General features: G+C 70.3%; 18 protein-coding genes and 1 pseudogene. 7 read left to right on the top strand and 12 right to left on the bottom strand.

The annotated features are described in order from the left end of the window. Nucleotides 1–8 precede the first annotated feature (8 nt). Nucleotides 9–1,811, top strand: a pseudogene (locus ACRVYW_RS10150) (glycoside hydrolase family 15 protein). 23 nt (nucleotides 1,812–1,834) lie between these two features. On the opposite strand, the gene ACRVYW_RS10155 reads toward ACRVYW_RS10150, so the two are convergent. From ACRVYW_RS10155 to ACRVYW_RS10165, 3 genes are all read right to left on the bottom strand, one after another. Beyond that, a complete protein-coding gene (locus tag ACRVYW_RS10155) occupies nucleotides 1,835–2,515 on the bottom strand; it encodes an FMN reductase (protein ID WP_431804233.1) in 681 nt (226 codons plus the stop codon). 36 nt (nucleotides 2,516–2,551) lie between these two features. After that, the gene (locus ACRVYW_RS10160; RefSeq protein WP_431804298.1) at nucleotides 2,552–3,742 is read right to left on the bottom strand and encodes an LLM class flavin-dependent oxidoreductase; all 1,191 of its coding nucleotides are present in this window, start codon (nucleotides 3,740–3,742) and stop codon (nucleotides 2,552–2,554) included. Nucleotides 3,743–3,998: 256 nt separating this feature from the next. Next, a complete protein-coding gene (locus ACRVYW_RS10165; protein ID WP_431804235.1) occupies nucleotides 3,999–5,213 on the bottom strand; it encodes a hypothetical protein in 1,215 nt (404 codons plus the stop codon). 464 nt (nucleotides 5,214–5,677) lie between these two features. Here ACRVYW_RS10165 and ACRVYW_RS10170 point away from each other — a divergent pair, with 464 nt between their 5' ends. Beyond that, nucleotides 5,678–6,829, top strand: coding sequence for an acyltransferase family protein (locus tag ACRVYW_RS10170; RefSeq protein WP_431804237.1), 1,152 nt, complete (start codon nucleotides 5,678–5,680; stop codon nucleotides 6,827–6,829). 360 nt (nucleotides 6,830–7,189) lie between these two features. Continuing rightward, nucleotides 7,190–8,215: an isopenicillin N synthase family dioxygenase gene (locus ACRVYW_RS10175; protein WP_431804239.1), complete on the top strand. Its 1,026-nt coding sequence runs from the start codon at nucleotides 7,190–7,192 to the stop codon at nucleotides 8,213–8,215. 101 nt (nucleotides 8,216–8,316) lie between these two features. On the opposite strand, the gene rpsO is transcribed toward ACRVYW_RS10175, so the two are convergent. Beyond that, entirely contained in the window at nucleotides 8,317–8,586 is a 270-nt protein-coding gene (rpsO, locus tag ACRVYW_RS10180) for a 30S ribosomal protein S15 (RefSeq protein ID WP_005048780.1), read from the bottom strand. Nucleotides 8,587–8,721: 135 nt separating this feature from the next. Between rpsO and ACRVYW_RS10185 the strand changes: the two genes are divergently transcribed. Beyond that, entirely contained in the window at nucleotides 8,722–8,952 is a 231-nt protein-coding gene (locus tag ACRVYW_RS10185) for a DUF167 domain-containing protein (RefSeq protein ID WP_431804240.1), read from the top strand. Continuing rightward, entirely contained in the window at nucleotides 8,949–10,250 is a 1,302-nt protein-coding gene (locus tag ACRVYW_RS10190) for an MFS transporter (RefSeq protein ID WP_431804242.1), read from the top strand. Before ACRVYW_RS10185 ends, ACRVYW_RS10190 begins: the two co-directional genes overlap by 4 nt. Before the next feature lie 106 nt (nucleotides 10,251–10,356). Here the strand turns inward: ACRVYW_RS10190 and ACRVYW_RS10195 are convergent, their stop codons facing one another. The 3 genes from ACRVYW_RS10195 to ACRVYW_RS10205 form a co-directional block, all read right to left on the bottom strand. After that, entirely contained in the window at nucleotides 10,357–10,920 is a 564-nt protein-coding gene (locus ACRVYW_RS10195) for a YceI family protein (protein ID WP_431804244.1), read from the bottom strand. Nucleotides 10,921–11,012: 92 nt separating this feature from the next. Beyond that, a complete protein-coding gene (locus ACRVYW_RS10200) occupies nucleotides 11,013–11,381 on the bottom strand; it encodes an FKBP-type peptidyl-prolyl cis-trans isomerase (RefSeq protein WP_431804246.1) in 369 nt (122 codons plus the stop codon). A 192-nt stretch (nucleotides 11,382–11,573) separates the two neighbouring features. Next, complete coding sequence (locus ACRVYW_RS10205) at nucleotides 11,574–12,764, bottom strand: PrsW family intramembrane metalloprotease (RefSeq protein ID WP_431804248.1); 1,191 nt, start codon at nucleotides 12,762–12,764, stop codon at nucleotides 11,574–11,576. Nucleotides 12,765–12,835: 71 nt separating this feature from the next. Between ACRVYW_RS10205 and ACRVYW_RS10210 the strand changes: the two genes are divergently transcribed. Continuing rightward, entirely contained in the window at nucleotides 12,836–13,711 is an 876-nt protein-coding gene (locus ACRVYW_RS10210) for a fumarylacetoacetate hydrolase family protein (RefSeq protein WP_431804250.1), read from the top strand. 187 nt (nucleotides 13,712–13,898) lie between these two features. Here ACRVYW_RS10210 and ACRVYW_RS10215 read toward each other — a convergent pair whose 3' ends face one another. From ACRVYW_RS10215 to ACRVYW_RS10235, 5 genes are all read right to left on the bottom strand, one after another. Further along, nucleotides 13,899–14,396 (bottom strand): DUF4190 domain-containing protein, encoded by a 498-nt coding sequence (locus tag ACRVYW_RS10215; RefSeq protein ID WP_431804252.1) that lies wholly within the window; start codon nucleotides 14,394–14,396, stop codon nucleotides 13,899–13,901. Nucleotides 14,397–14,502: 106 nt separating this feature from the next. Further along, nucleotides 14,503–15,960, bottom strand: coding sequence for an aspartate ammonia-lyase (locus ACRVYW_RS10220; protein WP_431804254.1), 1,458 nt, complete (start codon nucleotides 15,958–15,960; stop codon nucleotides 14,503–14,505). Nucleotides 15,961–16,104: 144 nt separating this feature from the next. Then, nucleotides 16,105–17,004, bottom strand: a complete 900-nt coding sequence (locus tag ACRVYW_RS10225) for a phosphodiesterase (protein ID WP_431804256.1) — start codon at nucleotides 17,002–17,004, stop codon at nucleotides 16,105–16,107. 146 nt (nucleotides 17,005–17,150) lie between these two features. Next, nucleotides 17,151–17,483, bottom strand: a complete 333-nt coding sequence (locus tag ACRVYW_RS10230; RefSeq protein WP_431804258.1) for a peptidase — start codon at nucleotides 17,481–17,483, stop codon at nucleotides 17,151–17,153. Further along, complete coding sequence (locus tag ACRVYW_RS10235) at nucleotides 17,480–18,844, bottom strand: inorganic phosphate transporter (RefSeq protein WP_431804260.1); 1,365 nt, start codon at nucleotides 18,842–18,844, stop codon at nucleotides 17,480–17,482. Before ACRVYW_RS10235 ends, ACRVYW_RS10230 begins: the two co-directional genes overlap by 4 nt. Nucleotides 18,845–19,046: 202 nt before the next feature. On the opposite strand from ACRVYW_RS10235, the gene ACRVYW_RS10240 reads away from it, so the two are divergent. After that, a complete protein-coding gene (locus ACRVYW_RS10240) occupies nucleotides 19,047–21,161 on the top strand; it encodes a S9 family peptidase (protein ID WP_431804262.1) in 2,115 nt (704 codons plus the stop codon). Nucleotides 21,162–21,294 lie beyond the last annotated feature (133 nt).

The following is a 21,294-nucleotide window of genomic DNA, read 5'->3' on the forward strand; positions in this document are numbered from 1 at the left end:
GGAATAATGTGCCCGCACCGATCGAGGACTACGCGCTGCTCAGCGACTGCCGCACCGCCGCGCTCGTCTCGCGCGACGGATCGGTCGCGTGGCTGTGCGTTCCCCGCTTCGACAGCGGCTCGGTGTTCGGGGCGCTCCTCGGCGGTGCCGACGAGGGTCACTGGCGACTCCGTCCCGCCGACCCGGCCGCCACCGCGACCCGACGCTACGACGGCGACACCCTCACCCTCGTCACCCGATGGGAGACCGCGACCGGCGTGGCGGAGGTGCACGACCTCCTCGTCGTCGACCCGCGCCACCTCGACGTCACGCACCGCGTCGACCTCGTCCGTCGCGTCGTCGGCATCTCGGGCGAGGTGGCGTTCACCCAGTCGCTGCGGCTGCGATTCGACTACGCGCGCGCCGTGCCCTGGATCCGCCAGACCGGAACGGAGGGGACGCCCGAGCTCACCGCGATCGCGCGGCCGGATGCCGTGGTGGTGCGCGGCGGCGCGCTCGAGCCCACCGACCACGTCCACCGCGGCACGCTCGCCGTCGCCGCCGGAACCACACGCGACCTGACGTTGACCTGACATCCGTCGCATCGTCCGGCGCCGCATCCGCTCGACGTCGACGCAGCGATCGCGACGACCGAGCACTGGTGGAGGTCGTGGGCCGCGCGCGTGCGCACCGGCGATCCGCACCGCGACGACGTCGTCCGCTCACTGCTGACCCTCCGCGCCCTGACGCACCGCGACACGGGCGGGATCATCGCCGCGCCGACGACCTCGCTGCCCGAGCAGTTCGGGGGCGCGCGCAACTGGGATTACCGGTTCGTGTGGCTGCGCGATGCGTCGCTGACGATCGAGGTGCTGCTCTCGCACGGTTTCGAGCACGTCGTCGAGCACTGGCGCGGCTGGCTGCTGCGGGCGATCGCGGGAGACCCGGCGCAGCTGCAGATCGTCTACGGCGTCGCCGGCGGACGCGACCTGACCGAGCGCGAGCTGACGTCGCTCCCCGGCTACGCGGGCGCGGCGCCCGTGCGGATCGGCAACGGTGCCGCCGCGCAGTACCAGGCCGATGTCACCGGCGAGGTACTGTCCGCCCTGTTCGCGGCGCGCGCGGCCGGCGTCGCGGGTGCGGACTGGTCCTGGCCGCTCGAGCGCGCCCTCCTCCGCCGCGCCGAGGGAAGGCTCTCCGAGCCCGATCGCGGCATCTGGGAGATCCGCGGTGAGCCGCAGATGTTCACGCACTCGCGCGCGATGGTGTGGACGGCGTTCGACCGCGGCATCCGAAGCGTCCGCGAGCACGGGCTGCCCGGTCCGGCCGCGCACTGGGAGCGGCTGCGCGACGGCGTCCGCTCCGAAATCGACGCGCACGGGGTGTCGGCGCGGGGGCATTTCGTGCAGCATCCCGGCACGGATGCCGTGGACGCGTCGCTCCTGCTCCTGCCCGGCGCCGGGTTCTGCGCACCCGACGACCCGCGCATGCTCGCGACGGTCGCGGAGATCGAACGGACGCTCATGCCCGACGGCCTCGTCCTCCGCTACCGCACCGAGTCGGGCGTGGACGGTCTGACGGGCACGGAGAACCCGTTTCTGGCGTGCTCGTTCTGGCTGGTCGAGCAGTACGCGGCGACGGGACGCGTCGCCGATGCGCGTGCGCTCATGGAACGCGTCTGCGCTCTCGCCAACGATGTCGGGCTGCTGTCGGAGGAATACGATCCGCATGCCGGACGCCAGGCGGGGAATACGCCGCAGGCGCTCTCGCACCTCGCACTCGTGCGGGCCGCCGACGCGCTGTCGCGCGCAGACGACCCGCATGGAGTGTGAGGAGACCGGGCGCTCCCTCTCCGCTACTCCCCCGCGAGGCCTCCGAGCAGATGCCCGCCGCCCGAGGCGGCGTCGCCGCCCATGAGACGCTGGAAGCTGTCGAGGTAGTTCTCCGGTGCGAACGGGTCGGCGTTGCCCGCCGGCTCGCGGCGGACGACGGCCTCGGCGAGCTCGCGCGCACCCTTCTCGACGCGCGCGCTGAGCGGCGCGACCTGATCGGCGGCCGAACCCCAGTCGCTCGACGCGGCGAACACCCCCGTCGAGACGGCCTCGGCGTGCAGGTACGCGAACAGGGGACGGATCGCGTAGTCGATCGCAAGCGAGTGCCGGGCGGTGCCGGCGTTCGCGCCGATGAGCACCGGCTTGCCGGTGAGCGCGTCGGGATCGAGCACGTCGATGAACGACTTGAACAGGCCCGAGTAGCTCGTCGAGAAGATCGGCGTCACGACGATGAGCGCATCGGCTGAGACGACGGTGTTGATCGCCGACTCGAGCTCGGGCGGGGCGAAGCCAGTGAGCAGGTTGTTCGTGATGTCGTGCGCGAGGTCGCGCAGCTCGATCGTGTCGACGGATGCCGGGGTGCCCCGCTCGGCGAGCTGGGTCAGGGTCGCGGCGGCGAGGCGATCGGCGAGCATGCGGGTCGACGAGGGGTTCGACAGACCTGCGGAGACGACCGCGATGCGACGCGGAGCGGTGTTCGTCATGTCACTTCTTCTTTCTGGGTTCTCGCATGCCGCCGCTCAGCGGCTCACGCCGAACGCGGCGCCGGCTGGAGCGGGCGAATCCTGGTAGGGCGAGGGACCCGACAGGTTGTCGCCGCGGTTGGCGCGCGGGGTCGCCTGACGCGCCGGGCCGTCGCCGTAGACCTCGTGAACACGCGCGGCGTGGGTCGGGGCGTCGGGGACGTTCGCGGGGCGGTTCTGCGCGAGCTCCTTCCGGAGGACGGGCACGACCTCGCCGCCGAGGAAGTCGAGCTGCTCGAGCACAGTCTTCAGCGGGAGTCCCGCGTGGTCCATGAGGAACAGCTGACGCTGGTAGTCGCCGAACAGGTCGCGCATGCCGGCGTACCGGTCGATGACCTGCTGCGGCGAGCCGACGGTCAGCGGCGTCATCTCGGTGAAGTCCTCCATCGACGGGCCGTGGCCGTAGACCGGGGCGTTGTCGAAGTAGGGGCGGAACTGGTTCACGGCATCCTGCGAGTTCTTCGCCATGAACGCCTGGCCGCCCAGGCCCACGATCGCCGTCTCGGGCGTGCCGTGTCCGTAGTGCTCCCAGCGCTGACGGTACAGCGCGATGAGGCGCTGGTAGTGCTCGGCGGGCCAGAAGATGTTGTTCGCGAAGAAGCCGTCGCCGTAGTACGCGGCCTGCTCGGCGATCTCGGGGGTGCGGATCGAGCCGTGCCAGACGAACGGCGCGACGCCGTCGAGGGGCCGCGGGGTCGACGTGAAGCCCTGGAGGGGCGTGCGGAACTTGCCTTCCCAGTCCACGACGTCCTCACGCCACAGCTTGTGCAGCAGGGCGTAGTTCTCGATCGCGAGCGGCAGCCCCTGACGGATGTCCTTGCCGAACCAGGGGTAGACGGGGCCCGTGTTGCCGCGGCCCATCATGAGGTCCATCCGGCCGCCCGAGAGGTGCTGCAGCATGGCGTAGTCCTCGGCGATCTTCACGGGGTCGTTCGTCGTGATGAGCGTCGTCGAGGTCGAGAGGATGATGCGCTCGGTCTGCGCGGCGATGTAGGCGAGGGTCGTCGTGGGCGAGGACGACCAGAACGGCGGGTTGTGGTGCTCGCCGACGGCGAAGACGTCGAGCCCGACTTCTTCGGCGTGCTTCGCGATCTCGACCGACGCGCGGATGCGCTCGGCCTCGCTGGGGGTGTGGCCGGTCGTCGGGTCCTGCGTGATGTCGCTGACCGTCATGATGCCGAACTGCATCTGGGTGGCCTGTCCGGTCGCGCCGTCGGTCACCGCGGGGGTCGTACGGATGTCGCTCACGATGTGTCTCCTGCTCTCCGGATGCCTCGGCGTCTCGATCTATTCAAATGAATGTAGTCGATAGAACGCGATGCGGTCCCCAGTATTCCCGACGCGGTTGAACGCGCGCCGAGCGCTCCTACCGGGCGCACGGAAGAGGGGCGGATGCCTCGGCATCCACCCCTCTCACATGGCTCCGCGATGCGGCGCGGCGCGCTCAGCTCGCGCGGCGGGCGCGGGCGGCGATCACCGCCCCGCCTCCGAGGAGGAGGGCCAGCAGCGCCCCGCCCAGTGCCATGCCCGTCGAGTCGGACGACCCGCCGGTCACGGCGAGCCGGGCCGAAGCGGGCACCAGAGGCGCCGCAGCGACCACGGCTGCGGGAGCGGCCACAGGCGCCGCGGGGGCAGGAGCGGCGGGCGCCGGGTCGACGGGCACCGGTTCGGAGACGGGGAGCGGGAAGATCGGCGCCCCGCCGACCTTGCCGAACGCGAAGATGAACGTGTTCGGTGTCCCCGTCGCCGGGTCTCTTGAGCTCTGCCCGAACGAGTACGCCTCCGCACCCACGGCCGCCAGCGCTGCGGTCGCGGTCGCCTCATCCGCGGCGCCGCCGTAGTAGATGATGAACGACAGCTTCCCTCCGGGCGCGAGTGAGCCGAACGAGAAGTCGAACAGCGCTCCGTGGTCGTCCGGGCCGGAGTCGACGGCGTTCCCCTCGAAGAGGATCGATGAGGGCCCCGAGAGCGGGTTGGACGACGCGAACCCATCGTCGCTCGTGTAGGTGATCGCGCTCGCGGTGCCGCGATCGATCGTCACGTACTCGTCGAAGGCGGTCGGCTCGACGTCCCAGTCCATGACGCGCCGGTACTGGACGGTCGCGATCGTCTCCCCCGACAGGTTCTCGATCGTGACGTTCACCTGGTAGAGGTTCGGCGTCTCGGGCGCCGGCACATACTCGTGCGTGACCCGGAAGACGGGAGCGCCCTCGCCGTCGGCGATCGTCACGACGGACGTCGCGGTGGATGCCGTGTGCGTGAACGACTGGAGAGTCAGGTTGTAGCCGCCCGACCCGTAGTCGGCGACATTGGCGCCGCCCCAGACCCCGGTCGCGGGGTCCCCGACGCCCCAGCCTTCGCAGAGGCACCCGGGCGATGTCGAATCGTTGCCGGTCGGCAGGTACTCAAGTCCGGCATCTCCGGGTCCCGCGGCCGACCCGTCGCCATTGGGTGTGTTGAGTTCGCCCGTGGGGTTCACCGCGAGCAGGATGGTGCCGTTGTCGATGCACACCGCCGGGAAGCACGGGTCGCCGGGCGCGGGAGTGGCGGCGGGCGCGACCTCGGCATCCTCCGCCGCGAAGAGCGTGACCGTCGGCTCCTCGGGGCTCTCCGCGAGGACGTCTTTGGCGGTCGTCTCGTCGGCGTCGACGACGACCACGGCCGGCGGAGCCGGCTCGGCGGCGGGCGCGGGTTCAGGCGCGGGCGCGGGCGCGGGCGCGGGTTCAGGCGCGGGCGCAGGTTCAGGCGCGGGCGCAGGTGCCGGATCGGGTGCGGGTGCGGGTTCAGGCGCGGGCGCCGGGTCTGGCGCCGGTGCCGGATCGGCCGCAGGCGCTGGATCCGGGGCGGGCGCCGGATCGGGCGCAGGTGCCGGTTCGGACGTGGCCGCGGGCGGCGCCTCCGGCGGCGTGCCGTCGTCCGCGAAGGCGGCGACGGGCGCGAGGACGAGAGCAGCGGCGACGGCTGCAACGGCGAGCGGCACCCCAGGCCGCACGCGAGTGGAATGGAACATGACGATGACCCCCCGGTGATCGATGGAGAAGGTGTGCCCTTCGCCGATCAGGAGGCAGCAGGCATCCGTTTCGATACGTGTCGAGGACGACCGCGCCGGTAGGGTGGCCAGCGATGAGCCAGCCCGCCCCGCGCACCGGGAGTACGCCCACCCCGAAGCGTCGCGTTCCCCTGTGGGACAACGCGCGCTTCGCGTGCATCGTCCTGGTCGTGCTCGGGCACGCGCTGCAGCGGCTGACCTACGACAGCGACATCGCGCTGAGCCTGTACCTGCTGATCTACGCGTTCCACATGCCCGCGTTCGCGATCATCTCCGGATACTTCTCGAAGTCCGACTCCCCCAGTCGCCGGCAGATGGCGCGCGTCATCACCGACATCGTCCTGCCGTACATCATCTTCGAGGCGTTGTGGACCCTCACGAAGTGGATCGTCGAGGGGCAGGCGAACCCGAACCTCACCCAGCCCTCGTGGACGCTGTGGTTCCTGCTGGCGCTCGCGATCTTCCGGCTGATCCTGCCCTACCTCGCGCTCCTGCGGTGGCCGCTGCTGTGGACCGTGGTGATCTCGATTTCCGCGGGGTACTGGTCGAACGTCGACTCGACGCTGTCACTCTCGCGGACGCTCGGCCTGCTGCCCTTCTTCACCCTCGGATGGTGGCTCTCCGACCGCGACGTCGTCGCACGGCTCGATCTCCTCCGGCGCGGACGCCTCGGCGTCCGGATCGCCGCGATCGCCCTCTTCGCTGTCGGTGGATTCGTCGCCTGGTACTACGTCGACGTGTGGCGGGAAGTCGACCTGCGCGCCTGGCTCTTCTACGACGAGAGCTACGCCGACCTCGGCGGCCCCTGGTGGTCGGGGGCGCTCCGGGTGGTGCTCATGGCGATCGCGCTCGTCCTGTCGGTCGCGTTCTTCGCGCTCGTGCCGCGGGGCCAGTACTGGTGGACCCACTTCGGCCAGTACACGATGTACGTCTACCTGCTGCACTCCTTCGTGCTCTACCCGCTCCGCGAGTCAGGCATCCTCCGCAACGCGGAGCCGACGTGGTTCTGGCTGCCGCTCGTCATCGTGATGTCGGTCGTGATCGCGCTGGTACTGGCGACCAAGCCCGTGCGGACGGTGTTCCGCCCGCTCGTCGAGCCGCGCCCGGCGTGGCTGTTCGCCGACCCGAAGCTCGCCGCGCGCGAGGGCCGCCGCAGCGACCCGACGGGCTCGAAGCGTCCGCGCGCCCCCGAGGAGCAGGCGCCGCGCAGCCCTCGCGATCGCTAGCGAGGCGGCATCCCTCGTTCGGGCTCCCCGTTCCCGTCGCAGCCCTCTCCTGTCGCAGCCCTCTCCTGTCGCAGCACTCCCCTGTCGCAGCGTGGGTCCGGCGCCACTTTCCTGTTCCGTTCTCGCGCCGGGCGCCACTTTCCTGGCGAGGCGCCAGAAACCTGTGGCGCCTCGACAGGGATATGGCGCCCGAAGGGGCCTCCCGGGTCCGAAGGGCCCTTCCGAGTCCGAAGGGCCCTTCCGAGCCCGAAGGGCCCTTCCGAGCCCGAAGGGGCCTTCCGAGTCGAGGACGCCGCGTCCCTCTCGGTAACGAAGCGCAACACACGCCCGGATGCCGCGGCATCCGCTTAGCCTCTTCGCATGTCCGACTCGACGTTGCGCGACCTGAACCTCCCTGTCCTCGACCTCTCCCTGCTGGATCAGGGGGCGGATGCCGCGGCATCCTTCCGCGATCTGCTGCGCGCCGCGACGCACGACGTCGGGTTCTTCTACCTCGTCGGCACGGGTGTCACACCCGAACTCGAAGAGCGCTTGCACCGCGCGGCGCGCGACTTCTTCGCGCTGCCCGAGGCCGACAAGCTCGCGATCGAGAACGTGAACAGCCCGCAGTTCCGCGGCTACACGCGCGTCGGCGGCGAGCGCACGCAGGGCGAGGTCGACTGGCGCGAGCAGATCGACATCGGTCCCGAGCGCGACGTCGTGACGGATGCCGAGGCGCCCGACTTCTCGCGCCTCATCGGCCCGAACCTGTGGCCGGCGGCGCAGCCCGAGCTGCGCGAGGTCGTCGACGAGTGGCAGGAGCATCTCGCCGGGGTCGCTCGGAAGCTCCTGCGCGCGTGGGCGCTCGCACTCGGCGCCCCCGAGACCTACTTCGACGAGCACTTCGGAGAGCCCGCGACGCTGCTGAAGGTCGTCCGCTACCCCGGCTCTCGCGAACCCGAGCCGCAGCAGGGCGTCGGCGCGCACAAGGACTCGGGAGTGCTGACGCTCCTCTGGGCGGAGCCGGGCAAGGGCGGCCTGCAGGTGCGCCGCGACGGCGAGTGGGTCGACGCACCGCCGGTGTCCGGGGCGTTCGTCGTGAACATCGGCGAGATGCTCGAGTACGCGACCGGCGGCTACCTCGTCGCGACTGATCACCGCGTCGTCTCACCGCGCTACCCCGACGACCGCATCTCGGTGCCGTACTTCTTCAACCCGGCGCTCGACGCGAAGCTGCCGCTCATCGACCTGCCCGCCGAGCTCGCGGCGCAGGCCCGGGGCGTCACGCAGGACCCGTCGAACCCGATCCACGCGCTCTACGGTGAGAACGCGCTGAAGTCGCGCCTGCGCGCCCACCCCGACGTCGCCGAGCGCTGGCACGCCGACCTCGTGGCCGCCCGCGCCTGAGACCCGGGACGCACGACGCCGGGGAATGACGAAGACCCTCCCACACCGTGGGAGGGTCTTCTCAAGAATGTTTCGCGCGATTGAACGCTAGACGCTGATGCTCAGCGGCGCAGGCCCAGACGCTCGATGAGCGAACGGTAGCGGTTGATGTCGATGTCCTGGAGGTACCCCAGGAGGCGACGACGCTGACCGACCAGGAGGAACAGGCCACGACGCGAGTGGTGGTCGTGCTTGTGCTCCTTGAGGTGCTCGGTGAGGTCCTTGATGCGCTGCGTCAGCATCGCGACCTGCACCTCGGGGGATCCGGTGTCACCGGGGTGCGTCGCGTACTCTTCGATGATCGCCTTCTTGACGTCTGCTTCCAGTGCCATAGGTGATCCCCTTCCTCTTTGTTGCGCGGCGCCCGTCGCCTGATGCGTGGGCTCTCTTTATCCGCGGCCGATCCAACGGCAACCTGAAGAGTCTACCAGCGCCGACGGCCTGCGCGGAACTCGTAGGCTCGACGGGTGCAGTACACGATCCGCGTCAAGCCCGGCAGTCGCAAGGGTCCGCTCGTCGAGCAGGTTGCCGAGGGCTTCGTCGTCCACGTGCGCGAGCGCGCCATCGACGGCGCCGCCAACGACGGTGTGGTGCGCGCTCTCGCCGAACACTTCGACGTCCCGCCGCGGGACGTCACGATCCTCCGCGGCCACACGAGTCGCATCAAGCGCGTGGAGATCGACGGGGCGGACGCATGAGCCGCGGCGGCCACCTGATCGACCTCTCCCCCTTCCGGGCGAGCCCCGCCTTCGCGCGCCTGTGGATCGGATCGACGCTCTCGGGCCTCGGCGGGCAGCTGACGATCATGGCCGTCATGCTGCACATGTACGACCTCACCGACTCGACGTTCGCCGTCGCGATGATCGCCGTCGCGGGCCTCGTGCCGATGGTCCTCGCCGGCATCTACGGCGGCATGCTGGCGGATGCCTTCGACCGCCGCAAAGTCGCCCTGATCGCCGCCACCGTGACCTTCGCCTCGACGCTCCTGCTCGCGATCCTCGCGTGGGGGCATCTCGAGTCGGTCTGGTCCCTGTACGTCCTCAGCATCGTGAACTCCGCCGCGAACTCCGTCGTCCAGGCGACGCGCTCGGCGATGGTGCCGCGCCTGCTCCCCCGCGAGCTCCTGCCGTCCGCGGCGGCACTCCAGGGCATCACCGTCGGGATCATGGTGATGGCCGGCCCCGCGCTCGCCGGCGTCCTCGTCGCGACGACCGACTACGCGTGGACCTACACGATCGACGTCATCCTCATGCTGAGCCTCTTCCTCGGGCTCTGGACGCTCCCGTCGATGAAGCCCGAGGGCGAGACGGTGCGCCCGGGCCTCGAGTCGCTCCGCGACGGACTCGCGTTCTTGAAGCGTGCGTCGAACATCCGCCTGCAGTTCATCATGGACATCATCGCGATGACGTTCGGTCAGCCGCTCGCCCTCTTCCCCGCGATCGGCGCCGTGCTCCTCGGCGGCGGGGCGCTCACGGCGGGGGCCCTCACGGCATCCATCGCCGCGGGCGCGTTCGTGTCGAGCCTCTTCTCGGGCCGGGTCGGCGCGTACCGGTGGCACGGGCGCGGGATCGCGCGGTCGGTGCAGCTGTACGGCGTGATGATCGCGGTGTTCGCCCTCGCGCTCGTCCTCGCCGCCGTCGGTGTCGGCGCGCCCGAGCGGGTGGATGCCGAGCACGCCAACATCGCGATGATCGCTGCCGCGTGCCTCGCGCTCGCCGCCGCCGGCGCCGCGGACAACGTCAGCGCGATCTACCGCTCGACGATGCTGCAGGCCGCGGTGCCCGACGCGATGCGCGGACGCCTGCAGGGGATCTTCATCGTGGTGGTCGCCGGCGGCCCGCGCGTCGGCGCGCTCTACGCCGGCACCCTCGCGACGCTCACGACGCTCTGGTTCCCGCCGCTGCTGGGCGGGTTCGTGATCGTCGGGCTCGTGGGCTGGCTCGCGGCGCGGTCACCGCGGTTCCGCCACTACGACGCCCTCGACCCGCAGCCCTGACCCGCATCGCTGAGCCGCAGCCCTGACCCGGCATGCCCCACGGGCGGAACGACGAAGGGCGCGGATGCCGTAGTATCCGCGCCCTCCTCGAGGGGTCATTCAGGCGTCAGGCCTGGACCGAGCCCTGCAGGTCGAGCGTGATCGTGACGTCCTTGCCGACGAGCACGCCGCCGGTCTCGAGCGCCGCGTTCCAGGTGAGGCCGAAGTCCTCGCGGTTGATCACGGTGGTGGCCGTCGCGCCCGCCTTGTAGTTGCCGTACGGGTCGGTGCCGAAGCCGCCGAACTCGAGCTCGAACGTGACGGGCTTGGTGACGCCGTGCATCGTGAGGTCGCCGTCGACGAGGAAGTCGCCCTTCTCGTAGCGCACACCCGTCGATACGAAGTCGATGGTCGGGTAGGTCGCGACGTCGAAGAAGTCGGCCGAGCGGAGGTGGTTGTCGCGGTTCTCGTCGTTCGTGTCGATCGACGCGGCGTCGACGGAGGCGGTCACCTTCGCCTCGAGCGGGTTCTCGGGGGCCTCGATCGTGGCGCTCTTGAGGCCGAACTCGCCGCGCACCTTCGAGATCATCATGTGGCGCAGACTGAACGTCACCTCGCTGTGCGAGGGGTCGAGCACCCAGGTGCCCGCCTTGTAACCGGGAACGTCGACGGTCGTGGTGGAGTCGGTCATGTCTCTTCCTTCAGGGAAAGGGGAAATGGTCTGCGCGGTGTAACGCCTCTGCAGACTATCTATTCCTGAGAATACAAAAAACTCGTGAACGCTCAGCCGACCGCGAGCAGATCGATGATGAAGATCAGGGTCTTGCCGCCGAGGAAGTGACCACCCGCCGGGCCGTAGGCCAGCTGCGGCGGGATGATCAGCTCGCGACGACCGCCAACCTTCATGCCGGGGATGCCGTCCTGCCAGCCCTGGATCAGGCCGCGCAGCGGGAACTGGATCGACTCGCCGCGGCCCCACGAGGAGTCGAACTCCTCGCCGGAGTCGTACTCGACACCGGCGTAGTGGACGGTGACGGTGTCGCCGGGCTTGGCCTCGTCGCCGTCTCCGACGATGATGTCGCGGATGACGAGCTCGGTGGGGGCGGGGCCCTCGGGGGCGTCGAACTCGGGCTTGGTGCGCTCTTCACTCATGGCATCCATCCAAGCACGGATGCCGGGCACGCGACCAGATCGTGCGCTCACCGGCGGACCGAACGCGCATGCTGCCCCGGACGAAGTTCAGCGCCCGGTGCCGCGGCGATGCCTGCGTGTCTCCCGAGCGCTGAACTTGACTTGGAACCATTGTTGCGGGGCCTGCGGCCGGGTGTCAAGGGTGTGCCGAGGTCAGGGGCGCAGGAGCGCGGCGCGCGCCGAGGTCGTCCGCGCAAGCGCCGTGTGCTCATCGCGCACCGATTCGGGATCGCGGCCCGTCCAGGTGCGCTGACGGGCGGCGGCGAGGGAGGTCGCCTCACGGATGAAGACGCGCATCTCGCGCGTGCGATCACCGGGAAGGGTGCGCGCCCACGCGAGGGCGCGCCGGCGTCCCGCGGGCGTCGCGAGGAGATCGACCTCGAGCGGGGTGAACCATCCCGCCGCGGCGTACTCGCCGAGGCGCGCGCGGGTCAGCCGCGCCTCTTCCCGGCGCAGCGCCACGATGCTCACGACGAACCCGATGAAGAGGGGGATCTGCAGGACCACGTAGAGATGGAAGAAATCGGCGAAGACGGCCGACCCGTTCCAGAGGGCGTGCAGAAGTGCTCCGCCCAGCGCCCCGAGCACGCCGGCACCGGCCGCCTGGCCGACGGTGGCGCCGCGGCGGGCAGCGAGCCCGATCGCGTATCCGGTGACGGCGGTGAACATGACGTGCGCGAACGGCGAGAGGATGCCGCGGAGGAAGAACGTGAACGCCGTCTCGGCGGGTCCGCCCTCGATGAGACTCGTCGCGAAATAGAGGATGTTCTCTGTGAACGCGAAGCCCGCTCCGACGAGCGCGCCGTAGACGACGCCGTCGACCGGGCCGTCGAACGCGCGCCGCGCGAAGACGAACACGAGAAAGACGCCGAGGCCCTTCGCGAACTCTTCGACAAGCGGCGCCTGCACGACCGACGAGAACGCGTCGCGCGCGGCGTCGTTCGCGCCGGCGGGCACGAGGAACTCGAGGAGGATGTCGACGCCGAGCGCGATCGCCACCGCCGCGATCGCGCCCCAAGCAACGGCGAAGACGACGAGCCGGGCCGGCTCCGGCTCCCAGCGGTCAACGAGGCGCACCGCCACCAGCACGCCCGCGAGCGGGATCAGCGCGAGCACCATGCCGACGACCGACGCGACGACGCCGAGGAACGTGAGGATGTAGGCCACGAGCGCGATCAGCAGCACGACGAGGATCGCGAACAGCCAGATCGGCGCGGAGCGCCCGCGCTCTCGCCGCGCGGCTGGCGCAGGAGGGACGCCGATCGGAGCGGGCGAGACGGTCGCGGGGGCGATAGGCGCGGCGGCACCCGGAGCGGGCTGGGCCAGCGGGGGCAGGTGGCTCATGGCGTTCAGCCTAGAGGCAGCGCGTGCGAGGCCCGGCTCCGGGTGCGCGCGGGGCACGTTAGCCTGGTCGAATGCGCTTCGCCCACGTCCGCACGCCCGGAACCGACGGTCTCGAGCTGGCGGTCATCGCGGAGAGCCGCGCATTCCCCACACGCGCGATGTTCCCCGGCGCCCCGCACCTGCTCCAGGAGCTGATCGAGGGCGGCGACGACCTCCTCGACCGGGTGCGCGCGGCCGCGCTCGATCCCGATGCGCGGGGCACAGGCATCCCGCTCGAGAGCGTGACGTACGGGCCCGCCGTGCCGACCCCTCCCGTGGTGCTCGCCATCGGCCTCAATTACGCCGCGCACTCGAGCGAGCTGGGCCTGAAGGCCGACACGGCGCCGACCGTGTTCGTGCTGTGGCCGAACTCCCTGTCGGCGCACGACGAGACGACGACCTGGCGGCGCGCGCTCAGTGAGTCGGTCGACTACGAGGCGGAGCTCGGCGTCGTCATCGGGCGCCCGGCGAAAGACGTCTCGCCCGATGACGCCCTGGCGCACGTGTGGGGGTACACGGTGGTCAACGACATCACGGCGCGCGACATCCAGTTCTCCGAAGCGCAGTGGTCGCGGTGCAAGTCGTTCGACGGGTTCACCCCGAACGGCCCCTTCATCGTGACGGCAGACGAGATCCCCGACCCGCAGGACCTCCACATCTGGGCCGTCGTCGACGGACAGACGGTGCAGGATGCCTCGACGGGCCAGATGATCCGGTCCGTGGCGACCCTCGTGTCGCACCTCTCGCGCTCCGCGACGCTGCTGCCGGGGACGTTGATCTCCACGGGCAGCCCCGGGGGCGCCGGCTACTCGCGCGACCCGCAGATCTTCCTGCGCGACCGCTCGACCGTGACCGTCGGCGTCGACGGGATCGGCGAGCTCACGACCCACTGCCGCATCATCGGCTGATCCCCATCCTGCCCCACCCCTTCCCGCGAGCCGCTACGTAATGTGCGAGCCGCCACGATCCGTGCGGGCCGACACGTAGCGGCTCGCACGAACCGTAGCGGCTCAGGGCGCAGACGGGCCCAGGGTGCAGAAGGGCTCAGGGCGCAGACGGGCCCAGGGTGCAGAAGGGCTCAGGGCGCAGACGGGCTCAGCGGCCGGACTGCTCCAGAATCTGCTGGCAGGGGATGTTCACTCCCCAGACCGTCACGGTGGCGTTCGGGTCGTTGAGGCACGTGGTCGCGGCGTTCAACGAGGGGACGATGACGGCGAAGAACAGGATCACGGTGATGATCACGGAGATCGCGCCGATGACGATGGCGGCGATGGCCCATCCGTTGGTCCGGCCGGCCTTCTTCGACTGGACGAAGGCGACGATGCCGAGGATCAGCCCGACGATGTTGAAGAAGAACGACACGATGAACGCGACGATGCCGAGCGTCTTGCCGGGGTAGCTGGAGCCGGACCCCGAGCCGTCCGTGTACGCGGGCGCAGCGGAGTACGCGGGCGCCGAGTACGCGGGGGCGGATGCCTGCTGCTGCGCGGGCGGCGGGGTCTGGGCGTACTCGCCGTAGGCCGGCTGCGCGGGGGCGGCGGGAGGCGTCGGCTGCGCGGCGGGGGTGGAATCGGGGTTCTGGGGATCGGACATGTCGGTCTCCTGAGGTGGTGTCGGAGGGAGGCGTGATGGCGCCGGCGGTTCCGGCTCCCCCGACGCTAGCGGGCCTGTGCCCCCGAAGGCCAGAGGCCGCGCCGCCTCAGCCCTCGACGACGTTCTCGGCGGGCCGGACGACGGGGATCGCCTGCGTGACGGCCTCCAGGCCCGACAGACGTGCCGGAGAGAGCTGCTTGTCGACCTCTGCGCGGGTCATGAGGCCGGCCTCGACGACGAGGTCGCCGACGTTCCGGTGCGTGAGGAGCGCCGTCTTCGCGAGCGCCGCCGCCGCCGCATAGCCGATGAAGGGGGTGAGCGCGGTGACGACGCCGACGGAGGCTCCGACCATCGCGCCGAGGCGCTCACGGTTGGCGGTGATCCCGTCGACGCAGTTGACGCGCAGCGTCCGCATCGCGCGGCGCATCCACGTGATCGACTGGAAGATCGAGTGCGCGATGATCGGCTCGAAGGCGTTGAGCTGCAGCTGCCCCGCCTCGCTCGCCATCGTCACGGTCAGATCGGCACCCGCGACCGAGAACGCGACTTGATTCACGACCTCGGGGATCACGGGGTTGACCTTGCCCGGCATGATGGATGACCCGGCCTGGCGCGCCGGGAGATTGATCTCGCCGAGACCCGCCTGCGGGCCCGACGACAGCAGGCGCAAGTCGTTGCAGATCTTCGAGAGCTTCATCGCGTTGCGCTTGAGCGTCGACGAGAACGACATGAACGACCCCGTGTCGCTCGTCGCCTCGACGAGGTCATCGGCGGTGACGAGGTCGAGGCCGGTGATGTCGCGCAGATGCCGGAGGACCGCCGGCGCGTAGCCGGGGTGGGTCGTGATGCCGGTGCCGATCGCCGTCGCGCCCATGTTGATCTCGAAGAGGAGGTGACGGTTTTCGGTGAGGCGCTGGTGGTCGTAGCCGAGCGTCGTCGCGAACCCGTGGAACTCCTGCCCGAGGGTCATCGGCACGGCATCCTGCAGCTGTGTGCGCCCGATCTTGAGAATGTCGTGGAACTCCACGGCCTTCGTCATGAACGACTGCCTCAGCAGGTCGAGCTCGTCGAGCAGCGTCACCAGGTCGAGGCTGAGTCCGATCTTCACCGCTGTCGGGTACACGTCGTTGGTCGACTGCGAGCGGTTCGTGTGGTCGATCGGCGAGAGGAACGCGTAGTCGCCCTTCTCGCGGCCGGCCAGCTCCAGGGCGATGTTGGTGATGACCTCGTTGGCGTTCATGTTGGTCGAGGTTCCGGCGCCGCCCTGGACGACACCGACGACGAACTGGTCGTGGAACTCGCCCTCGATCACGCGCTGCGAGGCGCGGTCGATGAGATCGGCACGCTCCGCGTCGAGCACGCCGATGTCGCGGTTCGCCCGCGCCGAGGCCTGCTTGACCATCGCGAGCGCGATGACGAGGTCGCGATAGACGGAGATCGGCCGCATCGAGATCGGAAAGTTCTCCAGCGCGCGGGCAGTGTGGATGCCCCAGTACGCGTCGGCGGGGATCTCGAGGGATCCCAGGGAATCGGTTTCGGTGCGCGTCGTTGCGTCCTGTGCCATGAGTGCTCGTCCTTTTGGGTGTGTCAACTCGGGGTTCAGTCGGGGTGGGTCCGAGCCTACCCGCGGCCCCGTCCGCGCCAGATGTACACGACGTACAAGATCGCCGCGCCGACCGCCGCAGCGGTGGATGCCGGCGGCGGCGCCTCAGCGCTTGCGCGAGAACGCCTCGAGACGCTCCTGGGGGCTGAGCGCCGCCATCGCGGTGACCCATTCCGCCGTGAAGGTGTCGGCGGTCTCGGCGTCCCCCACGGGAACGACGGCGTGGGTGATCGTGTCGTCGTAGACGTGCACGAGGTGGAAGGACTGCCCGGCATCCATGCCGTTGACCTCCTCCGGCGGCCGCTGCAGGTTCATCGTGTAGCACGTCGCCGCGGCGACGCTCACGGGTACGCCGGCGAACGTTCCCGACGTCGAGTAGTGCAGGTGCCCGGCGAGTATCGCGCGCACGTCCGTGCCGGCGATCGCCGCGGCGAGGGCGGGCTGCGAGCGGAGTTCGAGGATGTCGAAGAACGGGATGTGGCTCGGGATCGGCGGGTGGTGGAGGGCGAGGATCGTCCCGAGCGGGGCGGGCTCAGCGAGGATGCCGCGCAGCCACGCGAGCTGCCCTGTGTCGAGATCGCCGTGATGCCACCCGGGGACCGAGGAGTCGAGGGCGATGAGCCGGAGGCCGCCGAGGTCCCAGACGCCGGTGACGGGCTCGGAGGTCGGCGCGCCGTCGAGCAGCCCCGCCCGGAGCGCCGGGCGCTCGTCGTGGTTCCCCGCGACCCACACGACGGGGGCGCCGAGGCGCGCCGCGACGGGTTCGACAGCGGCGCGGAGGGCGGCATAGGCCTCGGGCTCGCCGAGGTCGGTGAGGTCTCCCGTGAACACGATCGCGTCGGGGCGGACGCCCGCGCGCTCGACCGAGGCGAGCGTCGCCGCGAGGTTCGCCGCGGTGTCGTAGCGCCCGCCGAGCGGTCGGTTGCCGGCGAGCAGGTGCGTGTCGCTGACGTGGACGATCACCCGCCGCGCGGGCGGATGCTGACCGAACTGCACGGGCTCCATGCCGTCAGCCTAACGAGGGCCGCAGCTGGGCCACGTCGTCCCAGGGCGCCGCCCGCTCCCACAGGAGGCATCCACCTCTGCGCCCCAGCCGGACAGGTACCACCGCGGCCATCCTCCGCCGCGCGCACCGCAGAGCGCAGCCGGCGTCACTTGAGGACGAGCATGAGGATGCCGCCGAGCACGGCGAGCGCACACATCGCGAACGACGCGTAGGCCCCGGCGAGCGCCAGGTTCTTCTGCCCCTGCGTGAGCGGGCTCTTGCGCGCCGCCTTCTCGGCGGCCTTCGCGGCCTTGCGCGCCTCCTTCTCGGTGATCACCGTGATGGCGTCGGTGAACTCCGCCGGAGCGACCACCGGTGCCCGCCCCGCGCGGACGAGCAGGCGCAGTCCGAGTGCATAGAAGCCGACCACCAGAATGGCGCCGGTGAGCGCGGCGACGAACACCTCCACGAAGGCGAGCCAGTCGATCGTGATGTTCATCGCTGCGGGCCCTTCTTGTTCCGCGTGGCCTTGTTCACGCCGGCACCGGTCGAGGCGCGTTCGGCCGCACGGCGATCGTCCGCGGCCTTCTTGGCATCCGCCTTGGCCTTCTTCTTCCGCTCGGCTTTCTCGTGCGCCTCGGCTTCCGCCTTCAGACGCGCCTGCTCGCGCTGGATCGCCCGCTGACGGCGCGTGGGCGGCGGGTTGCGCTTCACCTTGACGGCGAGACCGGAGTCGGCGACCTCGCTCATCGCGTTGGAGGAGTCGACCTGGTCGCGACGCGAGTACGCGAAGATGCCGACGATGACGATCACGGCGAGCACGGCGTCGATGAGGATGCCCCACCCGCCGAAGAACACGACGAACAGCGCCGCGAGCGCGCCCACGGCGGCGGATGCCGGAAGGGTCAGCACCCAGCCGATCGCGATCCGACCGACCGTGCGCCAGCGCACGGTCGATCCGCGGCGGCCGAGACCCGAGCCGATGACCGAGCCCGAGGCGACCTGCGTCGTCGAGAGCGCGAAGCCGAGGGCGCTGGAGGCGAGGATCGTCGCGGCGGTCGAGGTCTCGGCCGAGAAGCCCTGCGCCGGCTTGACGTCGGTGAGTCCCTTGCCGAGGGTGCGGATGATGCGCCATCCGCCCATATACGTGCCGAGCGCGATCGCGAGGGCGCACGCGATGATGACCCACAGGTGCGGGTCGGCCTGGTCGGAGCTCTGCCACCCGACCATGATGAGCGCGAGCGTGATGACTCCCATCGTCTTCTGCGCGTCGTTCGTGCCGTGGGCGAGGGCGACGAGCGACGACGTGAAGATCTGACCCCAGCGGAAGCCGTCGCGCCCGTCGGGCTTGTTGTCGTATCGGCGCGTCAGCGCGTACGCGAGGCGCGTCGCGAGGAACGCGATGACCCCGGCGGCGAAGGGGGCGATGAGGGCCGGCAGGACGACCTTGCTCAGCACCATGCCGAAGTCGATCGCGCTGGCGCTCGCGCCCACGAGCGTTGCTCCGATCAGGCCGCCGAAGAGGGCGTGCGACGAGCTGGAGGGAAGACCCAGCAGCCACGTGAGCATGTTCCAGGTGATCGCACCGATGAGGCCGGCGAAGATTATCGGCAGGAACGCCAAGGGAGTGATCTGGTCTTCGCGGATGATGCCGTGCGAGATGGTCTTCGACACCTCCGTCGACAGGAACGCGCCGACGAGGTTGAGGCTCGCGGCGAGCGCGACGGCGACCTTCGGCTTCAGCGCGCCCGTGGCGATGGGCGTCGCCATCGCGTTCGCGGTGTCGTGGAAGCCGTTGGTGAAGTCGAAGAACAGCGCGAGCGCGATCACCAGGACGACGATGAGGGCAGCGGTTTCCACAGTTCGCTTTCCGTCGGATTTCAAAGGGAGTGCGCCGATGACATCGGCAGTGCGAACGAAGAGTTCACCGCGGTTTCATGTTCCGGCAACCGGACCACAGAAATCCTCGCACATTCCTCACGGCGCGAGAACAGGCCCAACCGGACGAAACCCGGACCCGACCGCAGACCGCCGCTCCGGGCGTGTCGACTACCGTGGAAGGGTGACTCGCGAACCTCTCGGCGTCCCCGTCGCCGCTGTCAGGCCCACCTCCCGCTCCCACCACGGCGACGACGTCGTGGACGACTACGAGTGGCTGCGCGCCAAGGAGGACCCGGACGTCATCGCGTACCTCGAAGCCGAGAACGCGTACACCGCCGAACGCACCGCTCACCTCGCGCCGCTGCGGCAGACGATCTTCGACGAGATCCGCTCCCGCACCCTCGAGACCGACCTGTCCGTCCCCACCCGGCAGGGCGACTGGTGGTACTACGGGCGCACCGTCGAGGGCAAGCAGTACGGCATCCACTGCCGCGCGCCGCTCGCCTCCGCGGACGACTGGACGCCGCCGCAGCTGACCCCCGGCGAGTCCGTACCGGGCGAAGTCGTGGTGCTCGACGGCAACCTCGAGGCCGAGGGCCACGAGTTCTTCTCGCTCGGGAGCTTCGACGTCTCGACCGACGGCACCCGCCTGCTCTACGGCGTCGACGTCGAGGGAGACGAGCGCTACACCCTCCGCATCCGCGATCTCGCGACCGGGGAGAACCTTCCCGACGTCGTCGAGAACACCTCCGCCGGCGCGTGCTTCTCCCCCGACGGCCGGCACGTCGTCTACACGACGGTCGATGACGCGTGGCGCCCCGATACCGTGTGGCTGCACGAGGTGGGCACGGATGCCTCCGCCGACGTGCGCCTGCACCACGAGCCCGACGAGCGGTACTGGGTCGGCGCCGGTTTCACGCGCAGCGAGAGGTACCTGGTCATCGAGGTGGGATCGTCGATCACGAGCGAGGAGTTCCTCGTCCCGGCATCCGACCTGCGCGCCGAACCCCGTGTGATCTGGCCGCGCCGCGAGGGCGTCGAGTACTCCGCGACGCACGCGATCGTGGACGGCGAGGACGTGCTCTACGTGCTCCACAACGACGGGGCGCTCGACTTCGAGCTCGTCCGGGTGTCGGCCGACGATCCCCAAGGGCCTCGCGACGTGGTGCTGCCGCACGTCCCCGGGCGCCGGCTGCTGGATGTCTCCGCGTTCCGCGACTGGGGCGTGGTGTCGTATCGCCGCGAGGGGCTCGCGCGTCTCGGCATCCTCGACTACGCCTCGGGTGAGGTCCGCGAACTCGACTTCGACGAAGATCTCTACGCCGCGGGGTCGGGAGGCAACCCGGAGTGGGCGCCGCCCGTCATCCGCCTGGGCTACGGCTCGTTCGTGACCCCCGGCACCGTCTACGACTTCGTCGTCGACACGGGCGAGTTCCTCCTGCGCAAGCGACAGCCGGTGCTCGGCGGCTACTCCGCCGACGACTACGGTCAGCGGCGCGAGTGGGCGACCGCCGAAGACGGCACGCGCGTTCCCGTCTCGCTGGTCTGGAAGCGCTCGTTCGGCGAGCCGGGCGCGGGAGACCCCCGCCCCGTGCACCTGTACGGCTACGGATCGTACGAGCACTCGATCGAGCCGGGCTTCTCGGTCGCACGCCTGTCGATGCTCGACCGCGGCGTCGTCTTCGCGATCGCGCACGTGCGCGGCGGCGGCGAGATGGGCCGGCAGTGGTACGAGGACGGCAAGCTCGCCCGCAAGCGCAACACCTTCACCGACTTCGTCTCGGTCGCCCGGCACCTGGTGGACACCGGCGTGACCTCGCCGTCGCTGCTCGTCGCCGAAGGCGGCTCGGCGGGCGGGCTGCTGATGGGCGCCGTCGCGAACCTGGCGCCCGAGCTGTTCGCCGGCATCCTCGCCGACGTGCCGTTCGTCGACGCGCTGACGACGATCCTCGACCCGTCGCTGCCGCTCACGGTCATCGAGTGGGACGAGTGGGGCGACCCTCTGCACGACGCCGACGTCTACGCGTACATGAAGTCGTACACGCCGTACGAGAACGTGCGTCCCGGCATCCGGTACCCGCGGATCCTCGCGACGACGTCCCTCAACGACACCCGGGTCTACTACGTCGAGCCGGCCAAGTGGGTCGCGCGCCTGCAGGCGGCAGGGGCGGATGCGCTGCTGAAGTGCGAGATGGTCGCCGGCCACGGCGGCGTCTCGGGACGCTACAACTCGTGGCACCAGCGGGCGTTCGAGCTCGCGTGGCTGCTCGACGTGCTGGGGCTCGCCGAGGGCTGAGTCCCCCGAGCGGGCGGGCGGCGCGGCATCCCCTCACCGACACAGGACATCTCACGAACGCAGGACGCGTGAGCTGTCTCTCACCCTCCCTTCGCGATATCTCCTGCCTACGTGATCACCGCATCGACCCCCA

The sequence above is a fragment of the Microbacterium sp. bgisy203 genome, assembly GCF_965345155.1.
In the GTDB taxonomy this organism is placed as follows: Bacteria; Actinomycetota; Actinomycetes; order Actinomycetales; family Microbacteriaceae; genus Microbacterium.

Bases quoted from the DNA above. Each gene is read 5' to 3' on its own strand.
- ACRVYW_RS10155 (WP_431804233.1), bottom strand. From the start codon at position 2,515: ATGACGAACACCGCTCCGCGTCGCATCGCGGTCGTCTCCGCAGGTCTG.
- ACRVYW_RS10160 (WP_431804298.1), bottom strand. From the start codon at position 3,742: ATGCAGTTCGGCATCATGACGGTCAGCGACATCACGCAGGACCCGACG.
- ACRVYW_RS10170 (WP_431804237.1), top strand. From the start codon at position 5,678: ATGAGCCAGCCCGCCCCGCGCACCGGGAGTACGCCCACCCCGAAGCGT.
- ACRVYW_RS10175 (WP_431804239.1), top strand. From the start codon at position 7,190: ATGTCCGACTCGACGTTGCGCGACCTGAACCTCCCTGTCCTCGACCTC.
- rpsO (WP_005048780.1), bottom strand. From the start codon at position 8,586: ATGGCACTGGAAGCAGACGTCAAGAAGGCGATCATCGAAGAGTACGCG.
- ACRVYW_RS10190 (WP_431804242.1), top strand. From the start codon at position 8,949: ATGAGCCGCGGCGGCCACCTGATCGACCTCTCCCCCTTCCGGGCGAGC.
- ACRVYW_RS10195 (WP_431804244.1), bottom strand. From the start codon at position 10,920: ATGACCGACTCCACCACGACCGTCGACGTTCCCGGTTACAAGGCGGGC.
- ACRVYW_RS10200 (WP_431804246.1), bottom strand. From the start codon at position 11,381: ATGAGTGAAGAGCGCACCAAGCCCGAGTTCGACGCCCCCGAGGGCCCC.
- ACRVYW_RS10205 (WP_431804248.1), bottom strand. From the start codon at position 12,764: ATGAGCCACCTGCCCCCGCTGGCCCAGCCCGCTCCGGGTGCCGCCGCG.
- ACRVYW_RS10210 (WP_431804250.1), top strand. From the start codon at position 12,836: ATGCGCTTCGCCCACGTCCGCACGCCCGGAACCGACGGTCTCGAGCTG.
- ACRVYW_RS10215 (WP_431804252.1), bottom strand. From the start codon at position 14,396: ATGTCCGATCCCCAGAACCCCGATTCCACCCCCGCCGCGCAGCCGACG.
- ACRVYW_RS10220 (WP_431804254.1), bottom strand. From the start codon at position 15,960: ATGGCACAGGACGCAACGACGCGCACCGAAACCGATTCCCTGGGATCC.
- ACRVYW_RS10225 (WP_431804256.1), bottom strand. From the start codon at position 17,004: ATGGAGCCCGTGCAGTTCGGTCAGCATCCGCCCGCGCGGCGGGTGATC.
- ACRVYW_RS10230 (WP_431804258.1), bottom strand. From the start codon at position 17,483: ATGAACATCACGATCGACTGGCTCGCCTTCGTGGAGGTGTTCGTCGCC.